14 protein-coding genes are annotated in these 12,327 nt (G+C 69.9%); 7 read left to right on the top strand and 7 right to left on the bottom strand.

Annotated features, from left to right (window positions below):
* Positions 1–4 precede the first annotated feature (4 nt).
* The 3 genes from AC3B5L_RS02140 to AC3B5L_RS02130 all read right to left on the bottom strand — a co-directional run bounded on the left by AC3B5L_RS02140 (position 5) and on the right by AC3B5L_RS02130 (position 2,110).
* Positions 5–1,267 (bottom strand): ABC transporter substrate-binding protein, encoded by a 1,263-nt coding sequence (locus AC3B5L_RS02140; protein WP_187663118.1) that lies wholly within the window; start codon positions 1,265–1,267, stop codon positions 5–7.
* Positions 1,268–1,379: 112 nt separating this feature from the next.
* Positions 1,380–1,739, bottom strand: a complete 360-nt coding sequence (locus AC3B5L_RS02135) for a fluoride efflux transporter FluC (protein WP_187663117.1) — start codon at positions 1,737–1,739, stop codon at positions 1,380–1,382.
* Positions 1,736–2,110, bottom strand: coding sequence for a FluC/FEX family fluoride channel (locus AC3B5L_RS02130; protein ID WP_232089161.1), 375 nt, complete (start codon positions 2,108–2,110; stop codon positions 1,736–1,738). The genes AC3B5L_RS02135 and AC3B5L_RS02130 overlap by 4 nt, the downstream gene beginning before the upstream one ends.
* Positions 2,111–2,196: 86 nt before the next feature.
* On the opposite strand from AC3B5L_RS02130, the gene AC3B5L_RS02125 reads away from it, so the two are divergent.
* Positions 2,197–3,726: an FAD-dependent oxidoreductase gene (locus tag AC3B5L_RS02125; protein WP_187663115.1), complete on the top strand. Its 1,530-nt coding sequence runs from the start codon at positions 2,197–2,199 to the stop codon at positions 3,724–3,726.
* A 1-nt stretch (position 3,727) separates the two neighbouring features.
* Here AC3B5L_RS02125 and AC3B5L_RS02120 read toward each other — a convergent pair whose 3' ends face one another.
* The 3 genes from AC3B5L_RS02120 to AC3B5L_RS02110 all read right to left on the bottom strand — a co-directional run bounded on the left by AC3B5L_RS02120 (position 3,728) and on the right by AC3B5L_RS02110 (position 5,953).
* Positions 3,728–4,534, bottom strand: a complete 807-nt coding sequence (locus tag AC3B5L_RS02120; RefSeq protein ID WP_187663114.1) for a nitroreductase family protein — start codon at positions 4,532–4,534, stop codon at positions 3,728–3,730.
* Positions 4,535–4,538: 4 nt separating this feature from the next.
* Complete coding sequence (locus AC3B5L_RS02115) at positions 4,539–4,922, bottom strand: hypothetical protein (RefSeq protein ID WP_187663113.1); 384 nt, start codon at positions 4,920–4,922, stop codon at positions 4,539–4,541.
* Between the two features lie 113 nt (positions 4,923–5,035).
* The gene (locus AC3B5L_RS02110; RefSeq protein ID WP_490096170.1) at positions 5,036–5,953 is read right to left on the bottom strand and encodes a MerR family transcriptional regulator; all 918 of its coding nucleotides are present in this window, start codon (positions 5,951–5,953) and stop codon (positions 5,036–5,038) included.
* 219 nt (positions 5,954–6,172) lie between these two features.
* Here AC3B5L_RS02110 and AC3B5L_RS02105 point away from each other — a divergent pair, with 219 nt between their 5' ends.
* Positions 6,173–7,012: a DUF4097 family beta strand repeat-containing protein gene (locus tag AC3B5L_RS02105; protein ID WP_187663111.1), complete on the top strand. Its 840-nt coding sequence runs from the start codon at positions 6,173–6,175 to the stop codon at positions 7,010–7,012.
* The gene (locus AC3B5L_RS02100) at positions 7,009–7,635 is read left to right on the top strand and encodes a PadR family transcriptional regulator (protein WP_187663110.1); all 627 of its coding nucleotides are present in this window, start codon (positions 7,009–7,011) and stop codon (positions 7,633–7,635) included. Before AC3B5L_RS02105 ends, AC3B5L_RS02100 begins: the two co-directional genes overlap by 4 nt.
* Positions 7,636–7,697: 62 nt before the next feature.
* On the opposite strand, the gene AC3B5L_RS02095 is transcribed toward AC3B5L_RS02100, so the two are convergent.
* On the bottom strand, positions 7,698–8,240 hold the full coding sequence (locus tag AC3B5L_RS02095) for a universal stress protein (RefSeq protein ID WP_187663109.1): 543 nt from the start codon (positions 8,238–8,240) through the stop codon (positions 7,698–7,700).
* 149 nt (positions 8,241–8,389) lie between these two features.
* On the opposite strand from AC3B5L_RS02095, the gene AC3B5L_RS02090 reads away from it, so the two are divergent.
* The 4 genes from AC3B5L_RS02090 (at position 8,390) to AC3B5L_RS02075 (ending at position 12,166) form a co-directional block, all read left to right on the top strand.
* Positions 8,390–8,581: a DUF3073 domain-containing protein gene (locus AC3B5L_RS02090; RefSeq protein ID WP_025104705.1), complete on the top strand. Its 192-nt coding sequence runs from the start codon at positions 8,390–8,392 to the stop codon at positions 8,579–8,581.
* A gap of 290 nt (positions 8,582–8,871) precedes the next feature.
* Complete coding sequence (locus AC3B5L_RS02085) at positions 8,872–10,185, top strand: ABC transporter substrate-binding protein (protein ID WP_490096169.1); 1,314 nt, start codon at positions 8,872–8,874, stop codon at positions 10,183–10,185.
* An 89-nt stretch (positions 10,186–10,274) separates the two neighbouring features.
* Positions 10,275–11,249 carry a carbohydrate ABC transporter permease gene (locus AC3B5L_RS02080; RefSeq protein ID WP_490096168.1) on the top strand — a complete coding sequence of 325 codons (975 nt, stop codon included), beginning with the start codon at positions 10,275–10,277 and terminating at the stop codon, positions 11,247–11,249.
* A complete protein-coding gene (locus tag AC3B5L_RS02075) occupies positions 11,246–12,166 on the top strand; it encodes a carbohydrate ABC transporter permease (RefSeq protein ID WP_259983445.1) in 921 nt (306 codons plus the stop codon). The genes AC3B5L_RS02080 and AC3B5L_RS02075 overlap by 4 nt, the downstream gene beginning before the upstream one ends.
* Positions 12,167–12,327: the final 161 nt, after the last annotated feature.

Below are 12,327 nucleotides of genomic sequence, written 5' to 3'. Positions count from 1 at the left end.
CCGGTCACTCCTGCTCGGCGTCCAGCGCGGTCTGCATCTGCGCGGCGAGATCCTGCAGGCCTTCCTTCGGGGAGACCGCTCCGGACCAGACCTGGGACAGCACCTCGCTCTCGATGCTCGTCCACGCGGAGGTGTTCTTCGACACCGGGTACGGGACGGCCGTCTCCAGCGCGTCGATGTAGACCTGCAGGTCGTACTGCGGGAGCGCATCCACCCAGGCCTGCTGCGTGCCGTTGAACGCCGGGATCACGGTCCCGGTCTCGGCCTGGATCTTCGCCGCCTGCTCGCCGCTCGCGAAGGCGGCGAAGTCCTTCGCCTCCTCCACGTGCGCGCTCTTGGCGTTCGCGACGTTCCCGACGCCGTGGATCACGCTCTGATTGCCCTCCGGGCCTGCGGGCAACGGAGCCACGTCGACGCTGTCGCCGATGTCGGCGTTGTCCGCGTAGGCGATGGCGGCCCAGGAGCCGTTCTGGAACATGGCGACCTTGCCCGACAGGAAGAAGTCCTCCGGGTTCGTGTCCGTCATCTGCTGCGCCGTGGGCGAGGAGCCGTCAGCGATGAGGTCGGTCCACAGCTCGACGCCCTCGAGAGCCTCGGGCGAGCCGTAGCCGCTCTCAGTGCCGTCCGCGGAGATGACCTCGCCGCCGGCCTGTGCGATCGAGTTGTAGAAGTTCTCCTGGCCGTACTGGCTCGCGGCGACGCCGAACCGGCCGCTCGCGGGGTCGGTCAGCTTCGCGGCCGCGGTGGTGAAGTCGTCCCAGGTCCAGCCGGCGCTGGGGTACTCCACTCCGGCGGCGTCGAACAGCGTCTTGTTGTACCAGAGCGCGACGGTGTCGAAGTCCTTGGGGGCGCCGTAGAGCGCGTCGTCGTAGGTGTAGAGGTCGACGAGGCCCTGGGGGTAGTCGGAGGCGTCCACGTCGTCGAGCGGCGCGAGCTGGCCGTTCGAGGCGTAGAGCTGGAAGTTCGGCCCGTTCATCCAGAACACGTCGGCGGCCGACCCTCCCGTCACCGCGGTCTGGAGCTTGGTGAAGTACTCCTTGTAGGGCGTGACCTGGATCTCGATCGTGACGTTCGGGTGCTCCTCGGTATAGGCGGCAGCGATGTCCTCCATCGCGGGCTTCTGGTTCTCGTCCCAGATCGCGTAGCTGAGGGTGATCTCGCCGCCCGAGGACTCCCCGGTCGCGGAGGAGGAGCAGGCGGAGAGCGCCAGGACGGCGGCCGCGGAGGCGGCGAGAGCGCCCAGGGCGCGGCGGGAGGTGCGGGGCATCGAGGTCTCCTTTGACGGGTGCACGAGAAGGCGATGCGCGATGTTAACCGTTTAGCGTTAAACGATTAGCAGTGAGAGTAGCGCGCCGCGTCCGTTCTTCGCAAGCACCGATCTAGAGCGCGGATCCCAGCGCCAGCCCCAGCCCCGCGGCGAGGAGACCGAGCAGGAGCATGCCGAACGCGTCGAACACCGCGGCGCCGCGCTCACCGTCCCGCCACAGCGCGACCGCATCGAGCATCGCGGTGCTGAAGGTCGTGTAGCCCCCGAGCAGGCCCGCGCCGAGCACGAACGCCGCCCCCGGCAGCGCCGTCGTCACGAGCCCCAGCGCGAAGGAGCCGGTGAGGTTGACGGCCAGGATCCCCCACGGGAACCGCCGGCCGACGAGCCGGGCGACACCGAGGTCGAGGAGATAGCGCAGGACGGCGCCGACGCCCCCGGCGAGCGCCGCGGCGAGGAACAGCAGTGGACTCACGTCGCCCCTCCCCGGCGCGGGCGCCCCAGCCGGAGCCCCGCGGACGCCGCGAGGAGGCCGAGGGCGAGGCTGACCGCGGCATACGCGGCGGCGAGGAGCGGTGCCGACGCCCACAGGGCCAGCGTCCCGGTCATGAAGGCGCTGTAGGTCGTGAACCCCCCGAGGACCCCGGTGCCCAGGAGCAGCCGCAGCTCCGCTGAGGCCGGGAGCCGCGCCGCCACGACGCCGATGAGCAGGGCGCCCAGCACGTTGGCCAGTAGCACCGCGAGGGGGAACCCGCCGAGGTCGGGGAGGAGGAGCCCGAGGCCCAGACGCGCCGCCGTCCCCAGCGTGCCGCCGAGCGCGACGAGCAGGACACGACGGAGACTCACGCTGGCCACTGTAGTCGCGCATGACAGCGCGACCGTCGGATGTCAAGGCGTTGGGGCGGGGACGGGGACAGGCGTTGACTGTCGGCATGAAGCCACTCTGGAAGGTCGACCAGGACGCACCCCACGGCACTCCCTTCGATCCCGGCGCGCAGCACGACGTGCTCATCGTGGGGGCAGGCCTCACGGGACTCTCGACCGCGGTGCTCCTGACCCGCGCCGGACTCGACGTCGTCGTCGTCGATGCAGGCGATGTGGCGGAGCTGTCGACGGGCGGCAACACGGGCAAGCTCTCCCTCCTCCAGGGGCAGCAGCTCGCCACGATCCGCAGGCACCATCCGGCCGCGCTCGTCCAGGCGTACGTCGACGCCAACCGTGCCGGCATGGAGTGGCTCACGGGTTTCGCGGACAGCGCCGGCCTCAGCTACACCGAGCGCACCGACCACACCTACGCCCAGGGTCCTGAGGGGCACGAATCGGTGCGGGCCCAGCACGCCGCCGCACGGGAGGCGGGACTGCCGACGCGTCTGCTCACCGCGGGCGAGCTGTCGACGCCGTTCCCCGTCGCGGGCGCGGTCGCACTGGATTCCCAGGTGACGATCGACCCGGTCGCGGTGGCCGACGCGCTCGCGAAGGAGTTCCTCGCGGGCGGTGGCACGCTGCACACCGACGTCCGCGTGACCGGGGCGCATGCCCTCCCGGAGCCTCGGGTCGAGACCACGGCCGGCCCGATGTTCGCCGAGCACATCGTCCTCGCGACGGGGACCCCGATCCTCGACCGCGGTCTGTACTTCTCCAAGGTCGCCGGGATGCGGTCGTACTGCGTCTCGTTCCGGGTCTCCGGCGGGGTGCCGGAGGGGACGTTCATCTCCGCCGACAGCCCCACGCGGTCGATCCGCCCGGTCTCGGCTGCCGACGGTCCGGCGGCCACGGCACAGCTCGTCGTCGGCGGCAACGGGCATCCGGTCGGCCGCTCCGACGGCGAGACCGCCGCGATCGACGATCTCGTCGCCTGGACGCGGCTGCACTTCCCGGACGCGGAGGAGACGCACCGCTGGTCCGCGCAGGACTACCAGTCGCACAACCTCATCCCCTTCGTCGGTGCTCTGCCGCGCGGCCTCGGTCGCATCCGCATCGCCACCGGGTACGCGAAGTGGGGGCTGTCGAACGCGCCCGCCGCAGCCCTGCGGCTCACCGAGGAGATCATCGGGACGAAGCGCAGCGAGCGTCCGTCCTGGATGCTGCGCCTCGGCACCCGTCTGACCGTCCCCGCCGACCTCGCGCGCGGCGCCGTCGAGGGAGCGAAGGTGGCCGCCGCGGCCACGAAGGGCTGGGTCGAGGCCGAGACCACGCCGGTCCCGGTGCCGCAGCCCGCGGAGGGCGAGGGCGTGGTGGCGAACCGCGGCGGCCGCCCGGTCGCCATCTCCACCGTCGACGGCGTGACCCGTGCGGTCAGCGCGGTGTGCCCGCACCTCGGCGGCGTCCTCGACTGGAACGACGCCGAGTGCACATGGGACTGCCCGCTGCACGCGTCGCGGTTCGCCGCGGACGGCACCCGCATCGAGGGGCCTGCTCTGAAGGACCTCGAGCAGATGCCGCGGACGGCCGGCGGCTCCTGACTCAGGACCGGGTCGGCGGGGCGTCCCAACCCTGCTGCGGGCTGTCGCAGTCCTCACGGAACACGTACTGCGACACGAGCTTGCGCTGGCTGCTGGACCAGTCGATCGCCGGGCGGCGCTGCTCCGGCGGCAGGTAGCCCAGCCGGTAGACGGCCATGAGCTCCAGGTCGTCGGGCACCCGCAGCAGCCGCACGATCTCGTCCCAGCGCCCCGGCACCTCCATCGGGAACGAGATGAACTGGATGCCCATGCCCAGCTCGACCGTGGTCAGCCAGACGTTCTCCATGGCCGCGCCCATGCTGAACACGGAGTAGAACGACGACAGCTGCCCCGGCCGGTACTCGCTGCGGTCGAGCATGACGCCGAGCAGGAGGGGCGACCCGGCCACGAGCTTGCGGTTCTCCGCGCCCAGCGTCTTCGGCACCCCGAACGTGTTCATCAGCGTCTGGCCGCGCTTCGTGAACACCTGCGACGTGAAGGGGCGCAGCGGCGCGGGGAGCTTGTCGAACAGCATGCCGCTGCGCTTCTCCTCCATCTCCTCCTGGCTGAAGCGGAAGTAGGGCTTGTACCGCTCGAAGAACGTGCCGTTCGACATCGCCTCGGTCATGCTCTCGCCGGAGATGCGCGCGATCTCGTCGATCGTGTCCCGGTTCTCGATCACGACGAAGCGCCACGGCTGACTGTTGAGCTGCGACGGTGCGCGACCTGCGGCTTCCAGGAGGATGCGCTGGTGCTCCTCGGAGACCGGGTCGGGGAGGAACGCTCCGTTCGTGGTCTTGCGGCGGCGGATGGCGTCGAGGAGTTCCATACGGTCACTTCCGGTCGGAGGGGAGGCGCGAGACCACGAGGCCCGCGAGGACGAAGGGCGCTGCCGTGAGGGCGACGAGCGGGTGCCGCCGGGTGTGCGTCCCGGCGTAGGGGATCGCGGCCAGCGGGACGGCAGCGGGGAGGAGGGCCAGGGCGGCGCGGCGGCTGCGCGGCGTGCGAGTGGCCAGACCGACGACGACGGCGAGTCCGGTCGTCGCGCAGGTCAGGATGTAGAGCGCGTGGTGCACCCAGCGGAAACGACGCGTGTCGATGAGCCGTCCCGCCACCGCAGCCCCGAGGGCGCAGTTCGCCGCATAGGCCGTCGCCGCCGCCGCGAAGACTCCGGACGCGGGGCGGTCGTCGCGCTCGCGCTTCCGTCGCCCCGTCATGGCACGACCCTACGCCCTCCCCTCCTCCCCCGATCCACCCCCTTGCGTACGAGCGGCCCCCTTGAGTACGACCGCACCGGGGTGGGTCGCACGCAAAGGGGCCGCTCGACGGATCAGAGGGCGGCGTCCGCGTAGATGCGGAGCGCGTCGCGGACGAACTCCGCACCCTGCGTGCCGCCCGCGGACGTCGCGTAGTTCGCACCGAAGCGCGGGTCCGCGACGTACATCTCGCCGAGTCCGATGACGTACGCCTTGGCTGCGGCATCCGGCCCCTTCCGGAGGGCGGCGGCCGGAGTGCCGGGGATGCCCGTGAGCCAGGCGACGTGACGACGCGCGAGCTCCTGCGCCTCGGCGGACGCGGGATCGATGCCGCTCTCCGCCGCGGCGATCCAGTCGCGTCCGAGATCGGACACGCGCTGCTGCCAGTCGGCGCGCTCGGCGTCGCTCATCCCGCGCCACCAGCGGTCGTTGTCGGCGTAGGCCTTCGTCCCCCAGCGGTCCTCGACCTCCTGTTTGTACTGCGTGTGGTCGAAGCCGTCGAACATGTTCTCTGCCATGAGGTTCTCACCTCCTCTCAATGCCGTGATGGTGGATTCGACCGACGCGATCTGCCGCGCCAGCCGGGTCTGCTCCTCGCGCAGCAGCGCGAGGTGGGTCTCCAGGGCCGACGCCTCGGCCGCCGCCTGGTTCCCTGAGCCCGCACCCTGGTTCCCTGAGCCCGCACCCTGGGTCCCTGAGCCCGCACCCTGGGTCCCTGAGCCCGCACCCTGGGTCCCTGAGCCCGCACCCTGGGTCCCTGAGCCTGTCGAAGGGCCCAGCACCTCCGCGATCTGCGGCAACCCGAGCCCGAGCTCGCGCAGCAGGAGGATCCGCTGCAGTCGCACGAGCGCCGCCGCGTCATAGTGCCGGTAGCCGTTGGCCGCGATGCGCGACGGCGGCAGCAGCCCGATGTCGTCGTAGTGCCGCAGCGTCCGGCTCGTCGTGCCCGTCAGCCGCGCGATCTCCTGGATCGACCAGTCCCGCGATTCCATCCGCCCTCCCCTTCCGTGTCAGGTCTCCTCCCACCGTAGAAGTTGCCGCTACGTCAAGGTCAACCCCGCCTCCGAATCGCGTGATTGGCTCTATTTCCGGCGGAGATGGGGCCAATCAGGCGATTCGAAGAAGAGAGGGGGTGTCGGAATCGAGATATATCGTGTTATCGTGACGGCAACACGATATATCGTGAATCCCTCGACACAGGAGAAGCAGACATGACCGAGAAGTGGCTCATCGCCCCCGGCGAGGAACGCGTCATCGACATCGCCTCCGCGACCCGGCTCAAGGTGGGCCTCGTCGGCGGACAGGTCGACGTCATCGCCCACGACGAACCCGGCATCCGGATCGAGGTGCACGGCGTCACCACCAAGGACCTCCGGATCGAATCCCGCGACGGGGAGGTCGAGATCGACCACCCGCAGCTGGGCTGGGACAACTTCCTCGAGGTGTTCCGGAACTTCGGCTCCGGCGGCCCGCGCGCCGAGGTGAGCGTGGCCGTCCCGCGTTCCATCGCCCTGACCCTGGGCGTCGTGAGCGCCGGCGCCCTCGTGTCGGGGATCCGCAACGACACCCGGCTCAACACCGTGTCCGGCGACATCATCGTCGACACCCTCATCGGCGACCTCAGCGTGAACTCCGTCTCCGGCGACGTACAGGTGCGCAACCTCACCGGCTCGATCAACGCCAACAGCGTCTCCGGCGACGTGGCCGTCACCGGAGCGATCCGCAAGGCGACGGTCGACATCGTCTCCGGCTCGACGCTGGTGGACGCCGCAGGCGATGTCAACACGATCACCGTGAACTCGGTCTCCGGCGGCACGACCGTCCGGCTCGACGAGTCCCTCGCGGCGAACTACGTGATCCGCTCGCTCAGCGGTCGTCTCCTCATCGACGGCGTCGAGCGCAGCACCTCCGGCCCGAGCACCTACAACGGCACGTCCGGCGAGCTCGCCGGGCGCTTCGTGGACCTCCGCGCCAACTCCGTCTCCGGAGGGGTGACGGTCCTCCGCCGCGCTCCGCAGACGATCGAGAACGACCCGGAGTGGGAAGCATGAGTCCCGCGGTCTTCTCCCACGGCGATCTGCGCCTGTACCTGCTGTCGCTGCTCGCGGAGTCCCCGCAGCACGGCTACGGCATCATCCAGTCCCTCACGGACCGCACCGGCGGGACGTACACCCCGAGCGCCGGCACGATCTACCCGCGCCTCGCGAAGCTCGAGGAGGAGGGACTCGTCACCAAGACGGTCGACGGACGCACCACGATCTACGCGATCACCGAGGCCGGGCGCGCCGAGCTCGCCTCCCGCGAGAACGACCTCGCCGACATCGAGGCGGGCATCACCGACACCGTCCGCCTCATCGCCAACGAGGTGCGCCAGAGCGTACAGGAGGCGATGAAGAGCCTCCGCGCCGATCTGGCGACGGCCACCAAGGATGACCGGGCGGCGGCGAAGTCGCGGCCCCGCACCGCGAGCGAGGATGCGCGGCTGACCAGCCGCGAGGAGCTGCACCGCGCCGACGCCGTCGTGAACGCCTTCCGCGCACGGGTCCGCACCGACCTGCGCACCCATGTCGCGAAGGGCGGCGTCCTCCCGGCGTCGGTGGTCACCGACCTCGAGAACGCGCTGGATCAGGCCGCCCGCACCGTGACGGTCGCGCTGAGCCAGCCGGACTCCTGAGCCTCCATCACACAGCACGAGGCCCCGCCGACATCCATCGGCGGGGCCTCGTCGCGTCCGGGTCACTCCGGCCAGATCTCCTTTTGCTCGTCCGGTACCGACTCCCCCAGGGGCACGACGAGCACCGGACGGTGCTGGCGATGAGCCAGCCGGGCGGCCACAGAGCCGGTGAAGAACTCCCGGATCGACTCGCCGATGCCGCGCTTGCGGGTGCCGACCACGATGAGCTGGGCGTCGAGCTTGTTGGCGAGCTGCTTGATGGCCAGGGCCGGGTCGCCGACGAGCTGTCGCGCCGTCCAGGTGACCCCCTTCCCGGCGAGGATCGTGGCAGCCGCGGCCTCGACGGCCTCGAACTCGGCGGCGCCCGCGTCGAAGTTGATGTCGATGGGGGCGGAGTGCACGTAGCCGTCCGGATCCTCGTAGGTGACGAAGCGCGTGATGTCGACGTGGGCGACCACGAGCGGAGCGTTCAGCAGCCGGGCGAACCGCACGGCCTCATCGAGAACGTGCGGGTCCTGGTCGAGCTGCATCCCGACGATGACAGCCTTCTGCAGAGCGGCGTTCTGCGTGGCCTCGTCGGACGGAGTGGAGGTGCTGTCGGTCATGGAGATCGCTCCCTTCGCCGGCCTGGCCGCGGCCAGGGTCTGTTCCCCGCGTGCTATCCTGAATGCTACTCTTACCGGCCTCGAGCCGGTGTCGTGAATGACTCGGGCGCCTGTCTGCCCGCAGCTTAACTCGTGAGGGGGTCTCAGGCATGGGCCGTGGCCGTCAGAAGGCGAAGCACACAAAGATCGCCCGCGAACTCAAGGCGTACAGTCCGTCGGTGAACTACTCGGCGCTGGAGCGCGAGCTCGCGCACTCGAGCGACTCCGACGAAGACGCCTACGTCGACAAGTGGGCCGACGAGTACGCGGACGAAGACGAAGACGAACTAGAGAAGGCCTAGCCCCTCGGTTCGAAACACCCGCACGGCTCGTGCGGGTGTTTCGTCGTTCCCGGGCGGCGATGCGACGCCCCGATCGCTCGTCCCGACCGCGCGGCCTGCCGCCGGAACGAGGAGGCTCTCGCGATGTCAGCGCTCCCTCCAGGGCAGGGTAATCCGACGCAATTCCGCTGATCCGCGTCTTGTGAGCGCAAACATTTTCTGATTTGATGTGCATGTGATCGACGGCGCACCCTCGCCGCGTCCCGGCTTCGGGCGATCCGCAGGAACATGACCTCAAAGAGGAGAACAGCATGGCACCCACCTCACGCACCCCCCGCGTCGCCGCGGTCGTCGCCCTCGGCGCGGTGTCGGCGTTCGGACTCGCGGCCTGCGCCCCGGCCGCCTCCGGGGGCGGCGACGCCGGCGGAGAGCCCGTCACCATCGAGTACATGCACCGCCTCCCCGACGGCGAGGGCATGACCACGGTCGCCGAGATCGTCGACCGCTGGAACGAGGAGCACCCCGACATCCAGGTCAAGGCCACGAAGTTCGACGGCAAGGCCAGCGACATGATCCTCAAGCTCGAGACCGACATCAAGGCCGGGAACGGCCCGTGCCTCGCGCAGACCGGATACTCCGAGGTGCCCCAGCTCTACGTGAAGGGTCTGCTGGAGGACGTCGCCGCGGAGGCCGAGAAGTACGAGGACCACTACTCGGCCGGAGCGTTCAGCGGCATGCGGGTGGGCGACGCCACCGTGGGCCTCCCGCAGGACACCGGACCCCTCGTCTACTTCTACAACACCGCCGAGTTCGAGGCGCTCGGCCTCGACGCCCCGGCGACGCTCGACGACCTGACCGCCGCCTCCGCCACGGCCGCCGCCGCCGGCAAGTTCGTCACGGCGTTCACACCGGACGAGGCGCAGAACTGGCTCTCCGGACAGGCTGCCGCCGCCGGTGACACCTGGTTCTCCACGGAGGGCGAGGAGTGGAAGGTGGATGCCGAGGGTGCGGGCTCCGAGCGGGTCGCCGCCTTCTGGCAGGGCCTGCTCGACGGCAAGCAGACACTCGCGACCGAGCGCTGGGGTGAAGGGTTCACGGCGGCGCTGAACAACGGCAGCCTCATCGGCCACGTCGGCGCGGCCTGGGAGGCCGGCTTCCTCCTCGACTCCCTGGACGGCACTCCGGCCGAGGGGCAGTGGCGCGTCGCCCAGCTCCCCGACTTCGGCGCCGGGGCGATGAGCGGCCCCGACGGCGGGTCCGGCGTCTCGGTCATGAAGGGCTGCGAGAACCCCGAGGCCGCCATGGAGTTCAACGACTGGTTCAACACGCAGGTCGACGACCTCGCTTCCCAGGGCCTCGTCGTCGCCGCGAAGGGCGAGGTGGAGACCCCGGAGAAGATGCTGCGTCAGTTCGGCGGCCAGGACGTGCTGGCCGAACTCGGCACGGCCACCGAGAACCTCAACCCCGACTTCCCGTACGCCCCCGGATTCTCCACCCTGGCGAACATGAACGAGACGGCCGCCGCGGCTGCCGCCGGCACCGCCACGGTCGCCGACATCTTCACGACGGCGCAGGACACGGCCGTGGCGTCGCTGAAGGACCTCGGCCTCCCGGTCGTGGAATGAGCGGACCGGACGGCATCATCGGATGAACGACGGCGGAGTGCACGGGCGATCGTGCACTCCGCCGTCGTCGTGAGAGCGAGAGGCACATCATGGCCACAGTGACCGAGACGAGGGCAGCGGCGCCGCTCCCTCCCGCGCGCCGTCCCGTCGCCCCGTCGACCCGTCGATCGCGGATCCGAAGAGAGGGACTGACCGGGTGGCTGTTCATGGCGCCGTTCGCGCTGCTGTTCGCCGTCGTCTTCCTCATCCCCATCATCGTGTCGGTCCGGTCGTCGTTCTTCGCGCAGGTGCCCGCCGTCGGCGGTCTGTACGGCGGGGGCGAGCTCGTCGACACCTTCGTCGGCCTCGACAACTTCGCGGCGGCGGCGACCGACGGCGCCTTCTGGGCCGGCATGGGACGGGTCGTGCTCTACGCGGCGTTCCAGATCCCGGTGATGATCATCGCGGCCCTCGCCCTGGCCCTGCTGCTGGACTCGTTCATCGTGCGCCGCCCCGCCCTGTTCCGCCTCGCCTTCTTCCTCCCGTACGCGGTCCCCGGCATCATCGCGGCGATGATGTGGCTCTACCTCTACACGCCCGAGGTGTCGCCCTTCCTGCCGTATCTGCCGGAGGGGACCGACCTCATGTCGCCGCAGACGATCCTCTTCTCGATGGCGAACATGACGACGTGGACCTACACGGGCTACAACATGCTCATCTTCCTCAGCGCCCTGCAGGCCATCCCCCGCGACCTCTATGAGGCCGCCCGTCTGGACGGTGCGACGGGCTTCCAGATCGCGACCCGCATCAAGGTGCCGCTCGTGCGCGGTGCCGCTCTGCTGGCGGTGCTGCTGTCGATCATCGGCACGATCCAGCTGTTCAACGAGCCGGTCATCCTGGAGGCCGCGAATTCCTGGATGGGCAAGGACTTCACGCCGATGATGCTCACCTACAACACGATGATGGGCGAGCTGTCGCCGTCGGGCAGCGGTCCGGCGTCGGCGTACTCGCTGCTCATGGCCGGGATCGCGGGCGTGCTCGCGATCGTGTACGCACTGCTCCAGCGGCGGAAGGGCGACGCATGACCACCACACGACTCGTCACCGTGGCTCCGCCGACGAAGCGGCGCTCTCGTAGGCCGCAGGCGGCGGACGCCCCTCCTCCGTCCATCGCCCCGGGTCCCGCGGCCCGCACGTTCGGCATCATCGCCCTCGTCGTCGCGACGCTGTACTTCCTCGTGCCGGTGTTCTGGCTCGTGGTGGCCTCGACGAAGAACAACACCGACCTCACCTCGACGTTCGGATTCTGGTTCGCCGAGCCGAACCTCGCCGCCAACTACGACAGCCTCATGGGCTGGACCCAGGGGCTGTTCTGGCGCTGGGTCGGCAACTCCCTGTTCTACTCGCTCAGCGCCGGGATCATCGGCACGCTGTTCGCCGTGATGGCCGGCTACGCGATCGCCAAGTTCGCCTTCCCCGGGAAGAAGCTCGCGGTCGGCATCATCATGGCGGGGCTCCTCCTGCCCGTCGCCCTGCTCACGGTGCCGCTGTACATCGAGTTCCAGGCGCTCGGCCTCACGAACACGGTGTGGGCGATCATCATCCCCTCGGCGGTCTCGCCGTTCGGCGTCTTCCTCGGCATGGTCTACGCGCAGTCGTCGGTGCCGACGGAGCTGCTGGAGGCCGCCCGCATCGACGGCGCCGGTGAGGCCCGGATCTTCTTCACGATCGTGCTGCGGCTGCTCGGCCCCGCGATGGTGACGATCTTCCTGTTCATCTTCGTGGCCACGTGGAACAACTTCCTCCTCCCGCTCATGATGATCTCCAGCCCCGACCTCAAGCCGGTCACGCTCGGCCTCTACGGCATGATGAGCTACTTCTCCCCCGACAAGGGCGCCGTCATGCTCGGGGCGCTGCTCGGCGTGATCCCGCTCATCGCCCTGTTCTTCACGCTGCAGAAGTACTGGCGCTCCGGTCTCGCCGCCGGCGCCGTCAAGGGCTAGGCACCTCGACCGCGCACAGACCGGAGGCCGCCCGCGCGAGCCTCCGGTCGTGCGTGAGGAGGGGGCAGCAGGAACTCGTCCTCCAGCCGCGCCTGCAAGACTCGGGTCGACATTCCGGTGCAGACCAGGTCGACGACGATCGCGGCGTCGACGACGATCAC

Source organism: Microbacterium sp. C-MGS6 (assembly GCF_058140415.1).
The sequence above is the reverse complement of the archived record's forward strand: the minus strand, read 5'-3'. Positions and strand labels throughout refer to the sequence as shown.